14 protein-coding genes are annotated in these 24,125 nt (G+C 41.5%); 11 read left to right on the top strand and 3 right to left on the bottom strand.

Annotated elements, in window-relative coordinates; translation table 11 throughout:
• Positions 1–75: 75 nt before the first annotated feature.
• The 5 genes from parC (at position 76) to ASU1_RS03965 (ending at position 10,349) form a co-directional block, all read left to right on the top strand.
• Entirely contained in the window at positions 76–2,322 is a 2,247-nt protein-coding gene (gene parC, locus ASU1_RS03985; protein WP_014991569.1) for a DNA topoisomerase IV subunit A, read from the top strand.
• Positions 2,323–2,461: 139 nt separating this feature from the next.
• On the top strand, positions 2,462–3,793 hold the full coding sequence (gene mukF / locus ASU1_RS03980) for a chromosome partition protein MukF (protein ID WP_014991568.1): 1,332 nt from the start codon (positions 2,462–2,464) through the stop codon (positions 3,791–3,793).
• Positions 3,794–3,873: 80 nt separating this feature from the next.
• Positions 3,874–4,587 carry a chromosome partition protein MukE gene (mukE, locus tag ASU1_RS03975; protein ID WP_014991567.1) on the top strand — a complete coding sequence of 238 codons (714 nt, stop codon included), beginning with the start codon at positions 3,874–3,876 and terminating at the stop codon, positions 4,585–4,587.
• Between the two features lie 20 nt (positions 4,588–4,607).
• Complete coding sequence (gene mukB / locus ASU1_RS03970) at positions 4,608–9,098, top strand: chromosome partition protein MukB (RefSeq protein WP_014991566.1); 4,491 nt, start codon at positions 4,608–4,610, stop codon at positions 9,096–9,098.
• A gap of 75 nt (positions 9,099–9,173) precedes the next feature.
• Entirely contained in the window at positions 9,174–10,349 is a 1,176-nt protein-coding gene (locus ASU1_RS03965; protein ID WP_014991565.1) for a sugar transporter, read from the top strand.
• A gap of 54 nt (positions 10,350–10,403) precedes the next feature.
• On the opposite strand, the gene acnB is transcribed toward ASU1_RS03965, so the two are convergent.
• Positions 10,404–13,010, bottom strand: coding sequence for a bifunctional aconitate hydratase 2/2-methylisocitrate dehydratase (gene acnB, locus ASU1_RS03960; protein ID WP_014991564.1), 2,607 nt, complete (start codon positions 13,008–13,010; stop codon positions 10,404–10,406).
• A gap of 119 nt (positions 13,011–13,129) precedes the next feature.
• Between acnB and ASU1_RS03955 the strand changes: the two genes are divergently transcribed.
• The 3 genes from ASU1_RS03955 to ASU1_RS03945 all read left to right on the top strand — a co-directional run bounded on the left by ASU1_RS03955 (position 13,130) and on the right by ASU1_RS03945 (position 16,672).
• Entirely contained in the window at positions 13,130–13,870 is a 741-nt protein-coding gene (locus ASU1_RS03955) for a GntR family transcriptional regulator (RefSeq protein ID WP_014991563.1), read from the top strand.
• A 190-nt stretch (positions 13,871–14,060) separates the two neighbouring features.
• Positions 14,061–15,524 (top strand): anion permease, encoded by a 1,464-nt coding sequence (locus ASU1_RS03950; protein ID WP_014991562.1) that lies wholly within the window; start codon positions 14,061–14,063, stop codon positions 15,522–15,524.
• Between the two features lie 80 nt (positions 15,525–15,604).
• Positions 15,605–16,672 (top strand): 4-oxalomesaconate tautomerase, encoded by a 1,068-nt coding sequence (locus tag ASU1_RS03945; RefSeq protein WP_014991561.1) that lies wholly within the window; start codon positions 15,605–15,607, stop codon positions 16,670–16,672.
• Positions 16,673–16,779: 107 nt separating this feature from the next.
• Here ASU1_RS03945 and ASU1_RS03940 read toward each other — a convergent pair whose 3' ends face one another.
• Positions 16,780–18,510, bottom strand: a complete 1,731-nt coding sequence (locus ASU1_RS03940) for a DUF3413 domain-containing protein (protein ID WP_014991560.1) — start codon at positions 18,508–18,510, stop codon at positions 16,780–16,782.
• A 2-nt stretch (positions 18,511–18,512) separates the two neighbouring features.
• On the bottom strand, positions 18,513–18,734 hold the full coding sequence (locus ASU1_RS03935) for a YejL family protein (protein ID WP_014991559.1): 222 nt from the start codon (positions 18,732–18,734) through the stop codon (positions 18,513–18,515).
• 249 nt (positions 18,735–18,983) lie between these two features.
• Here ASU1_RS03935 and ASU1_RS03930 point away from each other — a divergent pair, with 249 nt between their 5' ends.
• From ASU1_RS03930 to ASU1_RS03920, 3 genes are read left to right on the top strand one after another with little or no spacing between them, the layout of a single operon-like run.
• On the top strand, positions 18,984–19,562 hold the full coding sequence (locus ASU1_RS03930; RefSeq protein ID WP_425512864.1) for a TetR/AcrR family transcriptional regulator: 579 nt from the start codon (positions 18,984–18,986) through the stop codon (positions 19,560–19,562).
• A 28-nt stretch (positions 19,563–19,590) separates the two neighbouring features.
• On the top strand, positions 19,591–20,796 hold the full coding sequence (locus tag ASU1_RS03925; RefSeq protein WP_014991557.1) for an efflux RND transporter periplasmic adaptor subunit: 1,206 nt from the start codon (positions 19,591–19,593) through the stop codon (positions 20,794–20,796).
• A 12-nt stretch (positions 20,797–20,808) separates the two neighbouring features.
• Complete coding sequence (locus ASU1_RS03920) at positions 20,809–23,925, top strand: efflux RND transporter permease subunit (protein ID WP_014991556.1); 3,117 nt, start codon at positions 20,809–20,811, stop codon at positions 23,923–23,925.
• The last annotated feature ends 200 nt before the right edge of the window (positions 23,926–24,125 follow it).

Here is a 24,125-nt window from a genome sequence, read left to right as displayed (position 1 = left end):
TGTCATTTTTGAGGTGGACAGATATCCATAAATCATAGAGAATAAGCGGCCTTTTTTACTAAATTATTTGCAAAAATGAGTACAGAAATTAATTACGAAGGCGTTGAACAGATGCCGATTAAGCGCTTTACCGAAGACGCTTACCTCAACTATTCAATGTACGTTATTATGGATCGCGCATTGCCGTTTATCGGTGATGGGTTAAAACCGGTACAACGCCGTATTATTTATGCTATGTCCGAATTGGGCTTAAATGCCTCGGCAAAATATAAAAAATCTGCGCGTACGGTCGGGGACGTGTTAGGTAAATTCCATCCGCATGGTGACAGTGCTTGTTATGAAGCAATGGTACTTATGGCACAGCCGTTCTCTTATCGCTATCCGCTCATTGACGGGCAAGGAAACTGGGGTGCGCCTGACGATCCAAAATCTTTCGCTGCAATGCGTTATACCGAATCAAAACTGTCGAAAATGGCAGAAGTATTACTTGGCGAATTAGGGCAAGGCACGGTCGATTACCAACCGAATTTTGACGGTTCGCTTGAAGAACCGAAATATTTACCGGCACGCTTACCGCATATTTTGCTAAATGGCACTATGGGTATTGCAGTCGGTATGGCAACCGATATTCCGCCGCACAATATCAACGAATTAGCCGAAGCAAGCGTGATGTTATTGGAAAATCCGAAAGCAAGCCTTGCCGAGTTAATGACGGTAGTACAAGGCCCGGATTATCCGACCGAAGCGGAAATTATTACCCCTAAGGCCGATATTGCCAAAATGTATGAGCAAGGCAAAGGCTCAATCAAAATGCGTGCGGTATGGAAAAAAGAAGACGGAGAAATTGTGATTTCGGCACTGCCGCACCAAGCCTCGCCGTCAAAAATCATTGAGCAAATCGCAACGCAAATGCGTAATAAAAAATTGCCGATGGTGGATGATATTCGTGATGAATCAGATCACGAAAATCCGATTCGTATCGTGATTGTACCTCGTTCAAATCGTATTGATTTTGAAGCGTTAATGGATCATTTATTTGCCACAACCGATCTTGAGAAAAGCTATCGAGTCAATATGAATATGATCGGGCTGGACGGTAAACCGGCGGTAAAAAATCTGCAAACAATTTTAACCGAATGGTTAGCATTTCGCCGTACTACGGTAACTCGCCGTTTAAGTTACCGTTTAGATAAAATTTTAAACCGTTTGCATATTTTAGACGGTTTGATGATCGCTTTCCTCAATATTGATGAAGTGATTGAAATTATTCGTAATGAAGATGAACCGAAAACGGCATTAATGGCTCGCTTTAATTTAAGTGAAGTACAAGCTGAAGCGATTTTAAATTTACGTTTACGTCATTTAGCAAAACTAGAAGAACATGAATTACAGGCAGAAAAATCACAGCTTGAAAAAGAGCGTGATGAATTGCAATTAACGCTTGGTTCGGAACGCCGTTTAAATACGCTGATCAAAAAAGAAATTCAGGCGGAGGCAAAAGCGTTTGCTAGCCCACGTCGTTCACCACTCGTTGAACGGGCCGAAGCAAAAGCGATTTCTGAAAGTGACTTAACCCCGACTGAAGATGTTACGGTGATTCTATCGGAAAAAGGCTGGGTGCGTTGTGCGAAAGGGCATGATATTGACGTGCAAGGCTTAAGTTATCGTGCCGGTGACGGTTATCTTGCACATGCGCATGGCAGAAGTAATCAGCCGGTCGTGTTCCTTGATAGCACGGGGCGAGCTTATGCGCTTGATCCGACTTCGTTACCATCAGCACGCTCTCAAGGCGAACCGCTCACCGGTAAGATCACTTTACCGGAAGGCGCAACCGTTCAGCAAGTATTAATGGCGAACTCGGACACTAAAGTTCTGATGGCATCGGATTCCGGCTATGGCTTTATTTGTAGCTTTGAAGATTTGGTTTCTCGTAATAAAGCGGGTAAAGCGGTCATTTCTTTAACCGAAAATGCCAAAGTGTTGCCACCGCAATTAATTGATAATGAAGCAGAACTTTCGCTTGTTGCAATGAGTAGTGTCGGACGAATGTTAGTATTCCCGATCACCGAATTACCACAGCTTTCGAAAGGTAAAGGGAATAAGATTATCAATATTTCCGCACAGGCGGCAAAAGAAGGTAATGAATTGCTTGCCCGTTTATTACTGGTTAAACCGACACAGTCGTTAGTGTTTGTTTCCGGCAAACGCAAAATCACCCTTAAGCCGAGCGATATTGATAATTATCGTGGTGAACGTGCAAGAAAAGGATCTCAACTTGTACGAGGCCTCAGCGCGACTTCGACTGTGGAAATTGTAGACTAATTATTTCCTTACCAGACAAGCGGTCAAATTTCGTAAAAACTTTGCGGAATTTGACCGCTTCTTTTTTTGATTTCGTTCCTATTTGATTCACATTCCTGTACAATAAAAGCCATTTTTCATCAACAAACGACAAATCTGTATGCAAAACGAATTGGCACAGACAATCCCAGAACTGATCAACTGGACGAAAGAGCGAGAATTTTCACTTTCGTTATCTTCTGATCGCCTTGCCTTTCTCTTGGCGATTTCCATTTATAATAACGAACAAACGGACGGAGAACTTTTAGAAAGCGATCTTGTTGATCTTTTCCGTTATGTTTCGGAAGCATTCGACCAATCGGAAGCCACCCTTACACAGCGTGCCAATAATGCGATTAACGATTTAGTTAAACAGCGTTTTCTTAACCGTTTCTCTAGCGAATTTACCGAAGGCTTAGCAATCTACCGAGTAACACCGTTAGGTGTTGGTGTAGCGGATTATTATGTGCGCCAGCGCGAATTTTCGACTTTACGTTTATCGATCCAACTTTCGATTGTAGCGGACGAGATTCAACGTGCTTCATCGGCGGCGGAAGAGGGCGGTGACGAGCGTTTTTGGCGTAATAACGTGTTTGCACCGCTTAAATATTCGGTCGCGGAAATTTTCGACAGCATCGATCTTTCTCAGCGTATGATGGATGAAAACCAACATCAAATTCGTGAGCGAATTGCCGAACTGTTAAGCCAAAACTGGCATGAAGCGATTCTTAGTTGTGAACAATTACTAGATGAAACTTCGGGTAATTTACGTGAGTTACAAGATACGCTTAATGCGGCAGGTGATAAGTTACAGGCACAATTACTACGTATTCAAAGCTGCTTGATCGGGCGAGATGATTTGGATTTTGTCGATCAACTGATTGTCAATCTGCAAAACAAATTAGACCGCATCATTAGCTGGGGACAACAAGCGATTGACCTGTGGATCGGTTATGATCGTCATGTACACAAGTTTATTCGTACAGCAATTGATATGGATAAAAATCGTGTGTTCGGTCAGCGTTTACGCCAATCTATTCAAGATTATTTCAATGCGCCTTGGCTACTTTATACTGCGAAAGCGGAATCGTTATTAGATTTGCGTGATGATGAAACGATGCTGAATGAGGCGGAAGCGGTCGGTGAATTACCGAGTGAGTTGGAATATGAATCGCTTTCGGATGTTCAAGAACAAATTATCAGCGTAATGCAAGCGCATTTAGCACCGTTTAGAGCAGAAGGTAAACCAATCGATCTCGGTGCGGTATTACGAGAGCAACTGGCACTTTATCCGCAATCTCGTCATTTTGATGTGGCACGAATTATTGTGGATCAAGCGGTAAAACTCGGTATGGCAAGCCTCGATAGCCAAGCGGTTTACCCAGAGTGGCAAGCAATTAATGATAAGGGTGCGGAAGTTCAGGCGAACGTAATCGACCAATATAACAAATAGTAGGGTGGGCATTTTGCCCACCATTGGAAAAACAGAAAGTTTAATGGTAGGCAGGAATGCCTGCCCTACGAGAGTAAAATATGACAGAGCAAATTCAAGACGTTATTTCTCCAAAATTGGCAGTGGCAATTGCTAACCCGATTTTCCCAGAGCTAGACAGCCAACTTCGTGCCGGTCGCCATATTAATACGGAACAGCTGGACGAACACGCATTCTTAATGGACTTCCAAACCGAGTTAGAAAGTTTTTACCGCCGTTATCACGTGGAATTAATTCGTGCGCCGGAAGGCTTTTTCTACTTACGTCCGAAAGCATCAACCTTGATCGCCCGTTCGGCAATGTCGGAAATGGAAATGTTAGTGGGTAAAGTGCTTTGCTATCTTTACCTCAGTCCGGAGCGTTTAGCCCAACAAGGCATTTTCAGCCAAGACGATGTGTATGAAGAGCTAATGAATCTCGCTGATGAAAGCAAATTACTTAAGGCGGTGAACCCACGTTCGACCGGTTCTGACTTAGATAAAGCAAAATTAGCAGAGAAAGTTGGTGGTGCGCTACGCCGTTTAGCACGTATCGGTATTATTACCCGTATCGGAGAGCAAAACAGCAAAAAATTTGTCATCTCGGAATCAGTGTTCCGCTTCGGAGCGGATGTTCGAGTGGGAGATGATCCACGAGAAGCACAATTACGCTTAATTCGTGATGGTGAAGCGACAACACCGGCAATTTTAGCGGAACAAGCGGTCGAATTTGCAGAAAATTCTGCAACTGACGAATTAGAAGATGAAACAGAATAACAGTTAACGAGATAAAGCAAATGACAGATATAAACGAATTATTTGAAGATCAAACCACTGCGTTGCAAAATTCTGCACCAATCGCACCGCTTGCCAATCCTCAGCATACCGTGAGCCGTGGTAAATTCCGTTCGCTTACGTTAATTAACTGGAACGGTTTTTTTGCACGTACCTTCGATTTAGACGAGCTGGTTACCACGCTTTCGGGCGGTAACGGTGCGGGTAAATCCACCACAATGGCGGGTTTTGTGACTGCTTTGATCCCCGATCTTACCCTATTAAACTTCCGTAATACGACAGAAGCCGGTTCAACCTCGAGCTCTCGTGATAAAGGTTTATACGGTAAATTAAAAGCCGGTGTGTGTTATGCGGTGTTAGAGTCATTGAACTCACGTGGACAGCGTGTGATTACCGGTGTGCGTTTACAACAAGTAGCAGGACGTGACAAAAAAGTAGATATTCGTTCGTTCTCGTTACAAAACGTGCCGATGAGCAATTCAATTATCAGCGTCTTAACCGAACAAGTCGGCGAAAAAGCGCGCGTGTTACCGTTAGCGGATTTAAAAGATAAATTTGATGGTTCGGAAGTAGTATTTAAACAATATCACTCGATTACTGATTACCACAGTTTTATGTTCGATTTAGGCGTGATTCCTAAACGTTTACGTTCTTCAGCGGATCGCAGCAAATTCTATAAATTAATCGAAGCATCGCTTTACGGTGGTATTTCAAGCGTGATTACCAAATCGTTACGTGACTATTTATTACCGGAAAACACCGGCGTTCGTCAAGCATTCCAAGATATGGAATCGGCATTACGTGAAAACCGTATGACGTTAGAAGCGATTAAGGTCACGCAATCTGATCGTGATATGTTTAAACACCTGATCACCGAATCAACTAACTACGTGTCGGCTGATTATATGCGCAATGCAAATGAGCGCCGTGGTAACGTACAAATTGCTCTAGAGCAACGCCGAGCGTGGTATGAATCGAAATCTAAACTTGAGTTAGAACAGCAACGTTTAATCGAATTTAGCCGTGAAGTAGCGGATATTTCAGAAAACGAAAGTGGCTTAGAAGCGGAATACAATTCAGCGAACGATCACTTAAATTTGGTGATGAATGCGCTTCGTCACCAAGAAAAAATCGAACGTTATCAAGATGAAGTTGCGGAACTCAATGAAAAGCTAGAAGAGCAACAAATTGCGTTGGAAGAAGTTTCCGAACAAGTAGAAACTGCACAAGCAAGAGCGGATGATGCCGATGATCAAGTGGAAGAGTTACGCTCACAAATGGCGGATTATCAGCAAGCGTTAGATGCTCAGCAAACACGTGCGTTGCAATATCAACAGGCGATTGCTGCATTAGAAAAAGCGAAACAACTTTGTGGCTTACCGCATTTAGATCTCCATAATGTAGAAGATTATCATGCGGAGTTTGCCGCACAGGCGGACGATTTAACCGATCAAGTCTTTGAACTGGAGCAGCGTTTATCCGTTTCAGATATGGCGAAAACGCAGTTCGAAAAAGCTTATGAATTAGTTTGCAAAATTTCCGGTGAAATTGACCGCTCTGAAGCGTGGAATGAAGCGAGAGGTTTGCTAACAGCGTTTACCGATCAAAAAATGCAGGCAACACAAGCGGTCGCTTTACGCCAAAAACTTGCAGATTTGGAACAGCGTTTACATCAACAACAAAATGCGGAACGCTTATTAGCCGAGTTTAATCAAAAAGCCCAAACGCAATTTGAGACAGCGGAAGAATTAGAAAGCTATTTCGAACAGCAACAGGCTCGCCTTGAAGATGTGGAAGCAGAATTAGCGGAATTTGTTGAAGTGCGTTCGACTCAGCGTCAGCAACGTGAGCAGCTTAATCAGCAATATAACCAACTAGCGAAAACCGCACCGGCATGGCATACGGCGCAATCCGCATTAGCACGTTTAGAAGAGCAATGTGGTGAAAAATTTGAAGCCAGCCAGTCAGTAATGCAGTTTATGCAAAATATGCTGACTAAAGAGCGTGAAGCAACCTTAGCTCGTGATGAATTAGCACGCCGAGAAGCCGCGTTAGACGCACAGATTACTCGTTTAAGTCAGCCGGACGGTTCGGATGATGTCCGCTTAAATCAATTGGCGGAACGTTTTGGCGGCGTGTTGCTTTCTGAATTATATGATGATGTTTCAATTGATGATGCACCGTATTTCTCAGCACTTTACGGTGAAGCTCGTCACGCTATTGTGGTGCGTGATTTAGAAAGCGTTAAAGCACAATTAGAAAAATTAGAGGATTGCCCGACAGACCTTTATTTGATTGAAGGTGACCCGTCAGCATTTGATGATGCGGTATTTACTGCAGAAGAATTAGCCGAAGGTGTGGTGGTCAAAGTATCTGATCGTCAATGGCGTTATTCTAAGTTCCCGGAAGTGCCGTTATTCGGACGTGCAGCACGTGAGAAACATCTAGAAACGTTAAAAGCAGAACGTGATGAAGTGAGCGAACGACATGCGGAACGTGCCTTTGACGTGCAAAAATGTCAGCGTTTACATCAGCATTTAAGCCAATTTGTCGGTACGCATTTAAGTTTAGCCTTCCAGCCGAATCCGGAAGAGCAAATGCAAGAAATTGCGGCGGAACGTACTGAAATCGAACGTGAACTTAACCAAGCGGCAGGCAATGAACAGCAATTACGCACCCAATTAGATTCGGCAAAAGCAAAATTGCAAATGTTGAATAAAATTCTACCGCTTGTGAGCTTGTTAGAAGACGAAACCTTAGCGGATCGTGCGGAAGAATGCCGTGCGCAATTAGATGAAGCGGAAGAAGATGAACAGTTCGTTCGCCAATTCGGTAATTACTTAACTCAATTAGAACCGATTGCGGCGAGCTTGAAGAGCGATCCGGCGAAGTTTGAACAGTTGGAGCAAGATTACCAACAAGCTAAAGCAGAACAAAAACAAGTACAACAAAAAGTTTTTGCACTGTCTGATGTGATTCAACGCCGAGTGCATTTCAGCTACGAAGAAGCGATCGGTTCGGAAGGATCTGCATTAACCGAACAATTACGAGCTCGTTTAGAGAGCGCACAACGTGAACGTGAGCAAGCCCGTGATCAATTACGTCAAGCACAAGCACAATTTACTCAATACAACCAAGTGTTAACTGGGTTACGCAGTTCGTGTGATGCGAAAATGCAGATGTTGCAAGAATTGATTCGTGAAATCGATGACTTAGGCGTACGGGGTGATGTCGGTGCGGAAGAACGTGCAAGAGCTCGTCGTGACGAATTACAACAACGTTTAAGCCAACAGCGTTCACGCAAAGGTTATTTAGATAAACAATTAGGTACGATTGAAGCGGAAATTGATAATTTAACCCGTACGCTACGCAAAGCGGAACGTGATTACCACACACAACGTGAGTTAGTGGTGCAAGCGAAAGTCAGCTGGTGTTTGGTACTTAAACTTTCACGTAACAGCGATGTAGAAAAACGCTTAAATCGCCGTGAGTTAGCTTATCAATCGGCGGAAGAATTACGTTCGATTTCCGATAAAGCGTTAGGTGCTTTACGTACCGCTGTGGCGGATAACGAATATCTCCGTGACAGCCTACGAGCTTCGGAAGATAGCCGTAAGCCGGAAAATAAAGTCGCATTCTTTATTGCGGTTTATCAGCACTTACGTGAGCGTATTCGTCAGGATATTATCAAAACCGATGATCCGATTGATGCGATTGAACAAATGGAAATTGAGTTATCTCGTTTAACCAACGAATTAACCAGCCGTGAGAAAAAATTAGCAATCAGTGCGGAATCGGTCGCCAATATCTTGCGTAAAACGATTCAACGTGAGCAAAACCGTATCTTGCAGCTTAACCAAGGGCTACAAAATATTGCCTTCGGTCAGGTGAAAGGCGTTCGCTTAGTCGTGAATATTCGTGATACGCACGCAATCCTACTTAACGCATTGAGCAATGGTAGAGAAGAGCATAAAGACTTATTCGACAGCCAAAAACTCAGTTTCTCAGAAGCGTTGGCAATGTTGTATAAACGTGTGAATCCGCATATTGATATGGGACAACGTACGCCACAAACGATCGGTGAAGAGTTATTAGATTACCGTAACTATTTAGATCTTGAAGTGGAAACCTTCCGTGGCGCAGACGGTTGGATGCGTGCGGAAAGTAGTGCACTTTCAACCGGTGAAGCGATCGGTACCGGTATGTCAATCCTGTTAATGGTGGTACAAAGCTGGGAAGAAGAGTCTCGCCGTATGCGTGCGAAAGATATTTTACCGAGCCGCTTATTATTCCTTGATGAAGCGGCACGTTTGGATGCAACTTCAATCAATACCTTGTTTGAATTGTGCGAACGTTTAGATATGCAGTTATTGATTGCCGCACCGGAAAATATCAGCCCGGAACGTGGTACGACTTATAAATTGGTGCGTAAAATTACCAATAACCAAGAGTATGTACACGTGGTCGGATTGAAAGGGTTTGGGCAACACTAAAGCGTAAACTTACAAGCGGTCAGAAATTGCAAAAAAATTGCAAAATCTGACCGCTTAATTTTTTAGGAAGATAAAATGATAACCAGAAAAGAACAGCGCAGACTTTCATTTTTACGTGTGTTTGCATTTTCACTGTCCGCATTTATTTTTAATACCACGGAATTTATTCCAGTAGCCTTACTTTCGGACATCGCAGCGAGTTTTGAGATGGAAACGGCAACAACCGGCTTAATGATTACCGCCTATGCGTGGGTGGTGTTTCTCGCTTCGTTACCTTTTATGCTACTTACTGCAAAAGTAGAACGAAAGCGTTTGTTGCTCGTATTGTTTGCGGTATTTATTGTGTGTCATGCGATTTCTTATTTCGCCACCAGTTTTGCAATGTTATTGGTATCTCGAATTGGGATTGCACTTACTCACGCTATCTTTTGGTCAATAACCGCTTCGCTGGTGATTCGAGTTGCACCGAAAGATAAGAAACAACAGGCGCTAGGGCTATTAGCGTTAGGTAGCTCATTAGCGATGATTCTTGGTCTACCGTTAGGTCGAATGATTGGACAAGCATTCGGTTGGCGTGAAACCTTTGCGCTGATCGGCATTATTGCACTTGGTATTATGTTGATTATGTGGAAGTTACTACCACATTTACCAAGCAAAAATTCGGGGTCATTAGCCAGTTTACCGATTTTAATCAAGCGTCCGATGCTAATCGGTATTTACTTGCTCACGGTGGTCGTGATCTCCGGGCATTTTACCGGCTATAGTTATATTGAACCGTTTATGGTGAAGATCAGCCAAATGAGTGAACAAACCAGTACGGCAATTTTATTAGTGTTCGGTTTAGCCGGTGTAGTGGCAAGTTTCTTATTCGGGCGTTTATATCCGAAAGCGCCGAAAAAATTTATCATCGCTAATATGGCACTCATTATGCTAATGCAATTGTGTTTATTACCATTGAGCGATCATATTGCGGCAATGTTCGGCATTGTGTTTATTTGGGGGATTGGTATTACCGCCATGAGTATCGCATTGCAAATGCAAGTGTTGGATCTCGCACCAGATGCGACTGATGTGGCAACAGCAATTTATTCAGGCATTTATAATGTTGGAATTGGTGGCGGAGCATTAATCGGTAGCCAAGTGATCCAACATATTGGCTTACCTTATATCGGATTAATTGGTAGCGGATTAGCAGGGATTGCAATCTTGTGGTTTGTGTTTATTTCACTACGCTATCGAGTAGTGAAATAACAGTTTTAAAAGGCAAATAAAAAGTGGGCTAATCGCCCACTTTTTTGTTTTCGCTTAGAGAGCGGTTTGGAAAATTACACTTTCCGCTTTTTGCACATAATTTGGTAGCTGATCAAAATTGAGGTAGCGATAAACTTCATTATGTTGTTCATCAAGTGTTGCAACCGCTTCCAAATATTCTTGTGGTGATGGTAAACGCCCTAAGATCGCTGCGACAGAAGCCAGTTCCGCAGACGCAAGATAAACATTTGCACCTTGTCCTAAACGGTTAGGGAAGTTACGGGTTGAAGTTGAAACCACCGAAGAATTTGGACGTACACGAGCTTGGTTACCCATGCAGAGCGAGCAACCCGGCATTTCGGTACGAGCGCCGGAACGTCCGTAAATATTGTAGTAACCTTCTTCGGATAAGCGAGCTGCATCCATTTTGGTTGGTGGAGCAAGCCATAAACGGGTGTTGATCTCTCCACTTACTTGGCTGAGTAATTTACCAGCAGCACGGAAGTGACCGATATTGGTCATACAAGAACCGATAAACACTTCATCAATCTTATTACCTTGTACTTCAGATAATAAGCGTGCGTCATCAGGATCGTTCGGTACACATAAAATCGGCTCTTTGATTTCATCTAAATTGATTTCGATGATTTCCGCATATTCCGCATCGCTATCTGCTTCGAGCATTTCAGGATTTGCTAACCACGCTTCCATCGCTTTAATACGATTTTCAAGAGCTTGGGCATCACTGTAACCGTCGGCAATCATAGTTTTGAGCAAGACGACATTTGAACGTAAGTATTCTTCAATTGATGCTTGGCTTAACTTAATTGTACAAGCAGCTGCTGAGCGTTCTGCGGTTGCGTCGGAAAGTTCAAATGCTTGTTCTGCGGTGAGGTGTTCTAATCCTTCAATTTCAAGGATTCTACCGGAGAAAACATTTTTCTTATTCGCTTTTTCCACGGTGAGTAAACCTTTTTGGATAGCATAATAAGGAATTGCATGGACTAAGTCGCGTAATGTAATACCTTTTTGCATCGTGCCAGTAAAGCGGACTAACACGGATTCCGGCATATCAAGTGGCATCATACCTGTCGCGGCAGCAAAAGCCACCAAACCGGAACCAGCAGGGAAAGAAATCCCGATTGGGAAACGAGTATGCGAGTCACCACCGGTACCGACCGTAAACGGCATTAACATACGGTTTAACCAAGAGTGGATAACACCGTCCCCCGGACGTAATGCGATACCGCCACGGCTCGTGATAAATTCCGGTAATGTTTGATGAGTAACCACATCACTTGGTTTCGGATACGGCGCGGTATGGCAGAATGATTGCATGACAAGCGGTGCAGAGAATCTTAAGCACGCAAGATCTTTTAATTCGTCACGAGTCATTGTACCGGTTGTATCTTGCGAACCTACGGAAGTCATTGCAGGCTCACAATATTGCCCTGCACGTACCCCTTTTACGCCGCAAGCTTTACCTACCATTTTCTGCGCTAGAGTATAACCTTTGCCAGAGTCAGCGACTTCAGCAAGTTTGGCAAATACATCACTTTCCGGTAAGTCAAGTTCTGCACGTGCTTTAGCGGTTAAGCTACGGCCGATAATTAATGGAATTCGACCGCCTGCACGAACTTCATCCAACAACACATTGGTTTTGTATGAGAAAGTAGTAATCACTTCATCTGAATTATGCTTGCATACTTTACCAGCGTATGGGTAAAGGTCGATTACATCGCCCATATTTAGTTTAGTCACATCTAATTCAATCGGTAATGCACCGGAGTCTTCTGCCGTATTAAAGAAAATCGGTGCAATTTTACCTCCTAGGACAAAACCACCGGTACGTTTATTCGGAATATACGGAATATCGGTACCCATGTGCCATAACACTGAGTTAGCTGCCGATTTACGTGATGAACCGGTACCGACAACATCACCGACATACACAAGTGGAAAGCCTTTTTCTTTTAACGCGGCTAATTGTTTTAACGGGCCGACCGCACCTTCTTGATCCGGTTCAATGCCTTCACGTTTCATTTTTAGCATCGCATTGGCATGCAACGGGATATCGGAACGACACCAAGCATCTTGCGCCGGAGAAAGGTCGTCCGTGTTGGTTTCACCAAGTACTTTAAATACTGTCAGTGTGATTTTTTCCGCAAGTGTTGGGCGAGAAGTGAACCATTCGGCATCAGCCCAAGATTGAAGTACTTGTTGAGCGTGAGGATTACCTTGTTTAGCTTTAGCAGCAATGTCTTTGAAACTATCGAAAATAAGCAGGGTATGAGAAAGGGCTTGAGCAGCAAGCGGTGCCAATTGCGCATGGTCTAACAAATCAACAAGCGGTGTGACATTATAGCCACCACTCATTGTACCCAATAATTTTACTGCATGTTCAGGAGAAATTAATGGACTAGTTATGCTACCATTAGCAATGCCTGTCAGAAATTCAGCTTTAACTTTGGCGGCATCGTCCACGCCGGCAGGAATGCGTGTTTCAAATAACTCAAGAAGTTCGGCTTCTTTGCCGGCAATCGGTGATTGTAACAATTCGATTAACTGTACGGTTTGTTGAGCATCCAATGCTTTTGGTACAATCCCTATTGCCGCACGTTCGGCAACGTGTTCATAATATGTTTGAAGAAAATTAGACATGATTGTCACCCCACAATAAATTAGAAGTAGAAGAAACCTATAAACATATAGATGACTATATGTCGAAACACTACTTATTTTTCGGTAGTGAGTCAATTGATTTTAAGAGAAAAATATAAATGTTTAACTATGATCAAAAATATGTCGATTTAAATAAAATTCCCCGTTATCTACAAATTAAATACGAATTGCAAAGATTTTTAGCTGAAAATAATTGGAGTTTTGAGAAAGCAATTCCTAGTGAACAGGAATTAGCGGCAACTTATGAAGTGTCCATCGGAACTGTGCGTAAAGCGGTTGAGGGCTTGGTGGAAGAAGGGGTGCTGATTAAGCATCAAGGTAAGGGAACTTTCTTAAAACATCCTGCATTTGTTGAATCGTCGATTGTGCGATTCTATCTACGTAATGCCAAAGAAGGGAAGCCGGAAACACCAATCGGTGAAGTTAAATGCATTAAAAGTGTGAAAGCAAACCCAAAGATTAATCAGTTATTGGGCGAGCCGGTGGAGCGAGAGCTTATCTACCTTGAGCGAATCCGTTCCGTCGATAATAAAGTGATTGTGAGCGATAAGATTTGGCTGTCTCCGGAAAAATTTAGTGAATTACTTTCAGTAAAACCGGAGCAATTTGAGAATCTGCTTTATCCGTTTTATTTTAAGAAATGTGGACAATTAGTCGTCTCGGCAAAGGAGCAAATGACGATTTTATTAAGCCATAGCGATACTTATCTAACGGACGGGCAAGATAAAACCGTGATTAAAGTGTGTCGTGCAGCGAAAGGATTGGACGGGAGCATTATTGAGTATCGAGAATCTTATGGTTTAGCGGAAGATTTCTACTACGAGACGATTATTACCTAAGAAAGACTTTAAACAAGCGGTCAAATTTTGCAAAAAAAGTGCAAATAATAGAACAATAATGGGCAAAGAGTAATCTTTGCCCTTTTTTATGATTTATCTCAAATTTTTGCGAGATCGGTACTTGCAAGTATAAATACAACTAGTTATATATATGACTATACGAATTTATACTTACAATGAGGTATTTCTTATGAACCTGAAAAAACTTCTGCACTATGTAATTATTCTTGCATGCCCAATAGTTACTTATATTTTCCCTACGCCTGAAGGCTTATCTGTGCTTGGCTGGCACATTTTAGGTGTTTATATCGGTACTATTCTTGCTCTCATTCTTAAACCTTTCCCGGCTCCCCCTCTTCTGTTAGCTGCCGTTGCGATTTCCGCTATTATTATTGGTAATACGCCCGCTGAAGTGTTAGCTGACGGTACAAAAGTCGCAGTAAAACAAGGTTCAGTATTAGATGGTTATAAATCGGGTACAACTTGGTTAGTGTTTGCTGCGTTTTCTATGAGCGCAGCATTTGTGCAAACCGGTTTAGGTCGCCGTATTGCTTATAAAATGATTGGCGCATTTGGTAGCACAACGTTACGTTTAGGCTATGTAAATGCGATGCTAGACTTATTAATTTCACCGGCAATGCCATCAACAACGGCACGTGGTGGCGGTATCCTAGCTCCAATTATGCAATCTATCGCCGTTTCTTTAGGCTCAGAACCTGAAACTTCACCTCGTAAAGCGGGGCATTATTTGCTGCTTAATACTTATATGGTGGTTAAAACCACAGGTTTTATTTTCTTAACGGCAATGGCACCAAATGCAGTAGCGCTTGAGTTGATGCGTCCGATTTTAAATATTGATGTAAGTTGGACGCAATGGTTCTTAGCCGCATCAGTGCCGGGCTTACTCACTTTATTACTGTTACCTTTTGTCACTTATGTGCTTTACAAACCGGAACTTAAAAATGTTGATAACAAAACGATTGCTCGTGAAGGTTTAGAAGCGATGGGACCAATGACGGCGAAAGAAAAAGTATTAGCCGGCGTATTTATCAGTGCAGTATTAGGCTGGGTGTTCTCAAAACAATTAAATCTTTCTGAATTTACCGTGGCAATTGCCGCAATGGCTGCGATTGTGATTACATCGGTGTTGTCTTGGGACGATGTGCTTAAAAACAAAGGCGGTTGGACGACATTGACTTGGTACGGTGGTTTATTAGGTATTGCAGCTGTACTTACACAAGCGAAATTTTTTGTTTGGCTATCAAATACAATGAGCAATTTAGTACCGGCTGATTTAGGTAGTCCAATGGTAATTACTATTTTACTACTTACGCTGAGTGTGCTTGTTCGGTATGTATTTGCTTCAGGGGCGGCTTATGTTGCATCAATGGTGCCGGTATTTTGTGCAGTAGGTATGGCAGCGGGAGCTGATCCAGTATTTTTAGCGTTCGGTTTATTATTCTCTAATAGCTATGGCAGCATGGTAACGCACTATGCATCGGCACCGGCTGCAGTTATCTACGGCTTAGGCTATCACGATGTGAAGTCATTTTGGATTGCCGGTGGAGTATGTGCGTTGGTGACATTATTTATCCAAGTAACAGTTGGTTTTGGTTGGTGGTCAATGCTCCAAAGTATGGGTATTTTAGGCTAGTAAAATAATTCGCAAATTTGACCGCTTAGCAGATTGCGCAAGCGGTCAAATTTCATAACTTTTTTGCAAAGGTGGAAAAAATGAAAAAAGTCCCTTGTATGATCATTCGTGGCGGTACATCAAAAGGCGTGTATTTCTTAAAAGATGATTTACCGGCAGATGTAGCTGAACGTGATAAATTCTTAATGGCAATTATGGGATCGGGCGATCCGACTCAAATTAACGGCTTGGGCGGTGCGACAAGTGTAACCAGTAAAGTGGCGATCGTTTCAAAATCTGAAAAAGAAGGGGTTGATTTAGATTACTTATTTGCACAGGTGGGTATCGGTCAAAAAGTGGTAGATACGGCACCTTCATGCGGTAATATTTTATCCGGTATTATCTGTTTTGCGAGTGAAAAGGGCTTGATTGAATTACAAGATGGTATCACAAGTGTCGTAGTAAATAACGTTAATACCAACAGTATTATCGAAGTTTCTGCCGAGTCACCAAATAAGCAATTAAAATATACGGGTAATGCGGAAGTTTCCGGTGTTCCGGGAACGGGATCGCCGGTAAATCTCAATTTTAGTCAGATTGAAGGGGCCAAAACCGGTAAAGTTTTTCCGACCGGCAATAAACAAGATAATATCAATGGCTATAATGTGACTTGTATTGATGTAGCGATGCCGATGGTGCTGTTTAATGCACAAGATCTTGGTTTAACCGGTAAAGAAACCAAAGCGGAACTAGATGAGAATCGTGCGTTATTCGAAGTCATTGAGCCAATTCGTCGTAAAGCAGGTGAAATGATGGGATTAGGCGATGTATCTGAAAAAGTGATTCCGAAAATGGGGATTTTATCGGCACCGGTGGGCAAAGGAAATATTACGTCTCGCTACTTCGTGCCGGACAAATGCCATGCAAGCCATGCGGTAACCGGTTCAATTTGTGTTTCTGCAGCGTGTAATATTGAAGGTACGATTGCGCATCCGCTTTATAAAGATACCGGTAGCGTAGTAACGATTGAACATCCTTCCGGTTTTATCAGCGTTGACATGGTTTGCGAGAACGTAGATGGTGATTATAAATTCACTCGAGCAGCGCTGGTACGTACTGCTAAACCGCTGATGATGGGTGAAGTATATTATGATGAAACGGCAGAATAGTATGTTAAGTTTTTATATGCTTAACACATAAATGCTTATAGAGAATACAAGCGGTTAAATTTAGTAAAAAATTCGCTAAATTTGACCGCTTGTTATATTTCTAATCCTTATTTCTCGACAAATTGGTTACTTTGCTGAATCATTTGTAAGAAGAGCGCTAAAGGCGGACGATCGCTTTTCTCTTTTTCGCCTTGAGCATTAAATTTCTCAAAATGACCTTTGCGATCAATATGGTATTGTTCACCATTCGGCATAATCGCAACATTCCAATTATGGTTAGACGCTAATACCCATAGACGATTATTTGGGGCGGTTAAATTGATCCCTTGAGAATAGTCGCTAAGAGGATTCCGTACCCCAAAGAACTGGGTTAACAGTGTCGGCATAATATCTAAATGGCTTGAGAGCGAATCGTATTCTTTCACTTCACCTTGCCAATAGATAATTAACGGCACTTGCATATCCTGCTGAGTAAAGCTCATTTCATCAGTTGGATTAGCTTGATCAGAGGTAATAATTACCATGGTATTTGCTAATAAAGCGTTCTTTTCTAATTGTGACCAAATCTCACTAAATTGCCAATCGAGCAATCGGGTTTGCTGATCGTAAGCGTTTGCCTGCGGTAAACTTAAATCTAAATAACTGAAAAACGGCTCATTTAAAGATCGCTCTGTTAGCCATTGTTTCCATTGTGAGATTGCGTCTAGGTTATTTTTGGATTCAGGCAATAAAATACCGGCAAAAGCTGCTTGGTGATATACCGGATCCGCAAAGCCATTATGCGAGAATAAGCCGAGCTGATAACCGGATTGGCGAAGAGCTAGCATCAACGGAGAGGCTTCTTTATTACCTAATACCGAATCCAGATATTTACCACTTAAGCTATAAAAGATGCCTAATACACCGGCAGAGTGAGAGTCACCACTGCTGTAATGCTGCATAAAACGTAATGATTTACGACTAACGTCAGCAAGTGTTGGCGTGTTTTCGCTATTGATAGCGTTATTACGTAATCCTGATAAATTGATTAGTAAAATATTTGAATGAGGCTTTTTAGTAAAGGTCAGTTGGTGTTTCGGGTAATTTAAATAGAAACTGTCTAAACGACCATTTTCTTCAATTTCTTGCTGTAACTCAGCACGATCAATCAGCCCATGCTTTTGTAAGAAGGTACGAGCGGTCATCGGATGTGATAACGGATAGTTTGCCTTTTGTGCGGTAATCGGACGGTATAACGTCATATCCGCCCAAGCGTAAATTAAATGTGTCGCGGTAAAACAGCTTAAGAAAAAATAAGCAACATATTTACCCCATTTTTGGCGATTAAAACTACGTAATTTTTGCCAACACCAACGTGAATAGAGCATTTCCGCTAACAAAATAAGTGGCATTGGTACAAAGAGTAATTGCCATTGACGAGTAAGTTCACCTTGTTCGGGATTAACTAATAAGTCCCAAACAAGCGGTGATAAATGCAGATAGAATCGCTTAAATACTTCGGTATCGACTAAAAGAAAGGTTTGCCCGATAGTTGCTAAAATAACTGAAATACCTCGGAAAGTACGGTCATTTTTGATGACGAAACTTAATGGAAAGAGTAGCAGTAAGTAGCAGGCAAATACAATAAAACTGAAATGCCCGAACAGACTGGTAAAAAAGTAAAGTTTACCTGACAGTGTATTAGGCCAATCGGCATTAAAAGCGTAGCGGGAAGAAATAAGTAACGCCAACACTACATTAAAAAGGGTAAACCAATGACCCCACGTAATGCGTTGTGAGGTTTCTTCTCGATATTGACGAGAATTGGTCGGTAATAATGAGCGAAGGCGTGTAAACATACTTATTTCGTTTTTAAAGAATTTTTTAATGCATTTGAGAAAGCATCTGCTAAAGCATGACGTTGTGCTTCGGTTTGAACGTTTTCACGTAAGATATTGGTAATTAAATTACCTAATGCCATTAATGAAAGATCAACAGGAGCTTTATGTTTTTCCAGTGTTGCAATTAAATCACTGGATAATGCATCGAATTGTTTACTTTGATATTTTGATTGAGTTGCCATATTAAAAAGATAGGTTAAAAAAATTTGGCAAATAGTAGCATAAAATTAGTCGGAATGAGAGTAATAAGCGGTGGGATTTTCCATATTTTTGCAAATTAGAGTAAAAAAATCACTATACAAAGGAGTTAGTGATAAAATGCTCAGTTAATTTTTCTCGGCTTTTTATCGGCCGAGATATTTTTCTTTTAAATTATAATGAATAAATATAAAATGAACGACTGTTCATTGGATTTAAACATGGGAGGTTTTATGTCCAGACGAACTGATCCGAATGATATGATCAACCATATCTTATCGGCAACGGAGTTACTTGTAGCAAAGGAAGGCTTACAGAATTTATCAATGCGCAAGATAGCAAAAGAAATTGGCGTGGCAGCCGGTACACTTTATTTATATTTTAGTACAAAAGATCAACTTTTAAGTCAGCTAGCCAATCATATTTATGAACGCTATAGCTGCTATATCAACATTGATTTTGATCCGAACGAATCTCTCTTCAAGCAATATCGTCAAATGTGGGTTAGAAAGTGGCAGTTCTTGTCTGACAACCCCATGATTGCTATTCACCTGTCCCAATACCAAGCGATGCTTGGTTTCAGCGAAATTGTTTATAGAACAATTAATGATCCAGAATTTATTTGGAACCGATTTGTTGACGAAGGTAAAAAGCAAGGTGTAATTGTCGATTTACCTAACGAGGTGTTGTATTACCTGAGTATGGGAACGGCAACAGACATTGCGTATTTACAACAGGTCAAGAAAGACGTTGTTCCGGAAGAATATTTCGAGGAAATTATTTCACGTACTTGGAAAGCTATTACTTTCTAAATTTAGTTAATTTGTCTATGGAGAATATATGACAGTAGAAAACCAAAAGCCCTCTCGTGGCAGAAAGTTTTTAATTGTGACAACCTTAGCAGTAGTGCTGGTTGCCTTTGGTGGTGTTGCTGGAATGCAAAAATTTATTGCGGGGAAAAAAGCTGAAGCGGCAGCGAATATGCCGGAAACCGTAAGTGAAATTACTGCGATGAAAGTAGAGCCACAAGAGTGGACACCGAGCATTGCTGCTGTGGGATACATTCGTCCAAATCAAGGTGCTATGCTAAGTGCAGAAGCAACTGGTACAGTAACTCGAGTACATGTGCGCTCGGGTCAGCGTGTAAATAAAGGCGATTTATTGGTAGAGTTTGATAGTGCCGTTGAAGAAGCGACTTTACGCGCATCGCAAGCGCAATTACCAAATGCAAAAGCAAATTACGATCGTTTCCGTAATTTAGTCGCATCAAATAGTGCATCGAAAGCTGAATTAGATAATGCGCAATCAACTTATAACCACTTACTTGCGAATATTGAGTCACTTAAAGCCTCTATCGGTCGCCGTAAAATTTACGCACCGTTTAGCGGTATTGCCGGTATCGTTAATGTAAACGTAGGGCAATACATTCCAGCGGGTACAGAGATCGTGCGTGTTGAAGATCAAAGTGTCATGAAAGTTCGCTTTACTTTACCGCAAACTGATGTGCAAAAAATTAGTGTAGGCCAAAAAGTAACGGCAGTCATTGATGCGTTACCGGGTCAAACATTCCCAGCAAATATCGCAGCAATCGATCCAGCAGTAGATCATACAACCGGCTTAATTAATGTAGAAGCGGTGATTACAGAGAACCAAAATCTTCTTTTATCAGGTATGTTTGCTCGTCTGAATGTGGCATTACCGACCGAGAAACAGCAAATTGTTGTACCACAAATTGCAGTGACATACACAATGTATGGTGAAACACTTTATGTGTTACAACCGCTTTCTGACGAAGATAAGCAATTAGTTGCAAAAATGGCAGAGCAAAATCCGAAATTAGATGTGAATAGAATGTATCGCGCAAAACAGGTTGAAGTAAAAACATTAGACCGTAGCGGTATTTATGCACAATTAGCTAAAGGAGTGAAAGCCGGCGATTTAATTGTGACAGGAGGCTTCCAACGTTTAAGTAATAACGCACTTGTGATTGTTTCTGAACAAGAGGCGGTAGGTGTTACTCAACCTGCTAAAGAAAGTAGACTTTAATTGAGGTAATCAATGAAATTTACTGATATTTTTATTAAACGTCCGGTACTTGCCGTTTGTATTAGTTTGCTGATTACTATTTTAGGTTTGCAATCTATTAATAAATTGCAAGTTCGTGAATATCCTGAAATGACGATTTCGATCGTAACTGTTAACGTTAACTATTCAGGTGCGGATGCAAGCTTGATGCAAGCGTTGGTAACTTCTCAAATCGAAGAGGCGGTAGCGCAAGCGGATAATATCGACTATGTAACTTCTTCAAGTAGTCCGAGTACATCAACTACCACGATTAAGATGAAGTTAAATACTAACCCGCAAATGGCGTTAGCGGATATTTCTGCGAAGGTGAATGCAATTCGTGCAAATTTACCAAGTGGGATCGATGACCCGTCTATTAGCGTATCATCAGGTTCAAATGATGCGTTAATGTATATTCGTTTTGTATCGGATGAATTAAATCCTTCACAAATTACCGACTACATTAACCGTGTGGTAAAACCACAATTCTTTACAGTAAACGGTGTTTCAAGCGTAGATATTTTTGGTGCGGCAACTTTCGGTTTACGTATTTGGTTAGATCCTGAAAAAATGGCTGGCAATAACCTTTCCGGTGCGGCTGTATTATCAGCACTAAGCGCGAATAACTTAAATACTGCCGCGGGGAATGCGAACGGTTACTATACTGTTTATAAAAACAAGGTGGAATCAAGTACGCCGTCAGTTGAAGAATTAGAAAACGTTACGATTTCAACAACATCGGACGGTCGTATTGTTAAACTTAAAGATATTGCAAAGGTTGAGTTAGATAAATACCAAGACGCATCTCGAGTAGTTGCAGACGGTAAGGAAGCGGTTGTATTAGCGGTGAGTGCTGCAACGACAGCAAACTCATTGACTGTAGCAAAAGACATTTATCCGGTATTTGAATTAATTACCAAAAACTTACCGTCATCAATGAGCGGTCAAATTTTATATGATAAAACCATTGCTATTAATAGTTCGATTAATGAAGTAATTAAGACCATTGGTGAAGCAACTGTCATCGTATTAGTGGTAATTATCCTATTCTTAGGTTCATTACGTGCGATGATTGTGCCAATTATCACCATTCCGATCTCATTGATCGGGGTATTATTTATGCTTCAAATGTTTGGTTTCTCTATTAACCTATTAACATTACTTGCTCTAGTGCTTGCAATCGGGTTAGTGGTGGATGATGCGATCGTTGTTCTTGAAAACGTAGAACGTCATGTTAAAGAAGGCAAATCGCCGTTTGATGCGGCTATTATTGGTACGCGAGAGATTGCTATTCCAGTTATTTCGATGACGATTACACTTGGGGCAGTATATTCTCCAATGGCGTTAATGGATGGTGTAACAGGCTCTTTATTTAAGGAGTTCGCATTAACCTTAGCTGGTGCGGTATTTATTTCAGGTATTGCTGCATTGACGTTATCACCGATGATGTCTAGCCGAGTATTAAAAGAGCACAATGAAGATCACGAAAGTCGTTTCTCAAAATGTATCAATGCGATGTTAGACAAAATGACCAGCTGCTACACCAATATGCTGAGAGGTGTGATGGCGATGCGTTGGTTTGTATTGATTTTTGCATTGGGAATTTTTGCTGTATTACCGACATTATTAACATCACTTTCAAGTGAAGTTGCACCGACAGAAGACCGTGGCTTCGTGGTTGGTATCGGTAATGGTCCGTCAAACACTAACTTAGATTATACGCAAGCTGCGACAGAGAAGTTTAATGAAGAGGTAGGTAAAATACCGGAAGTAGCATCAATGATGACTGTATCCGGGTTTAATGGTGCAAATAGTGCATTATCAATTATCTCATTAAAGGATTGGAATGATCGTGAACGTGAACGTGCACCAATTTCAGCAGACGTTTCTGCAATTGCTAAAAATGTTGTCGGGATGGATATTAATGCGATTTCATTCCCAGAAATTTCAACCGGTGAAAACGGTTTACCGTTCTCATTAGTGATTACTACCGCAGATAACTATACTAAGTTAGCTGATGTGGCAACTCAGTTCCTGAAAAAAGCGCAAGCTTCAGGTCAATTCTTTTTCTCGAGTCTTGATTTGAAATTTGATACGGTAACGATGAAATGGAAATTTGATCGTGAGAAAATGGGAACTTATGGCGTAACGATGCAACAAGTGAGTGGTACGTTAGGTGCGTACTTATCTGGTGCGATTATTACACGTGTGGATATTGATTCTCGTGCGTATCCGATTGTATCGCAAGCTATCCGTAAAGATCGTCTAAATCCACAAGATTTAGTAAATTACTATGTTACAACAGCAAGTGGTGAATCGGTTCCATTAAGCTCATTTGTGACACTTGAGCTTTCGACAGAACCATCAGCATTACCTCGTATGAACCAATTAAATTCAGCAACCATTTCGGGCGTAGTATCAAGCTCGATTGGTGATGCGGTAAATTGGGCGAAAGATGAGTTGGATCGCAGCTTACCTAAAGGATATCAATACGACTTTAAATCTGAAGCTCGTCAGTATGTTCAAGAAGGTAATGCAATGGCGATGACCTTTGCCTTAGCGGTAATTATTATTTACCTCGTACTTGCGATTCAGTTTGAATCTTGGCGTGATCCGATGGTAATTCTAGTTTCTGTACCATTAGCATTAAGTGGTGCATTGCTAGTACTTAATTTGCTTGGCATTGCAGGTGTTGCCGGCGCAACTTTGAATATTTATTCACAAGTTGGCTTAGTGACATTAGTCGGTTTAATTACGAAGCACGGTATCTTAATGTGTGAAGTTGCAAAAGAAGAGCAGTTAAACAATGGTTTATCTCGCTTTGATGCAATTGTTCACTCAGCGACGATTCGTTTACGTCCTATTATGATGACAACCGCAGCAATGGTAGCAGGTTTGATTCCATTATTATTTGCGGTAGGTGCAGGTGCGATTGCTCGTTTTAGTATGGGTATGGTAATTGTTGCCGGTTTGAGTATCGGTACATTATTTACCTTATTCGTTCTGCCGGTAATTTATACATTCTTAGGCGAATCACACAAACCGCTACGCGAGTTTGATGAAGAAAAGTATGCTAAAGAAGTAGAAAAAATTGAACACGCAAATGTGTAATTAATTAGGAGCTCCGTCCATTGGTCGGAGCTTTTTATTTATATATTATAATTGATAAAATATTGCAAAGAGATTCGAACTAATTGGATGAATTCGTATCCAATAAAAGTAAACTAAGCAAAATGAGCTCTAATTAATATCGCCCATTCTGTTTATTACATTTTTCTATTACAATATTATAGTATTTATTTAATTCATTA

Source organism: Actinobacillus suis ATCC 33415 (genome assembly GCF_000739435.1).
GTDB classification, from domain to species: domain Bacteria; phylum Pseudomonadota; class Gammaproteobacteria; order Enterobacterales; family Pasteurellaceae; genus Actinobacillus; species Actinobacillus suis.
The sequence above is the reverse complement of the archived record's forward strand: the minus strand, read 5'-3'. Positions and strand labels throughout refer to the sequence as shown.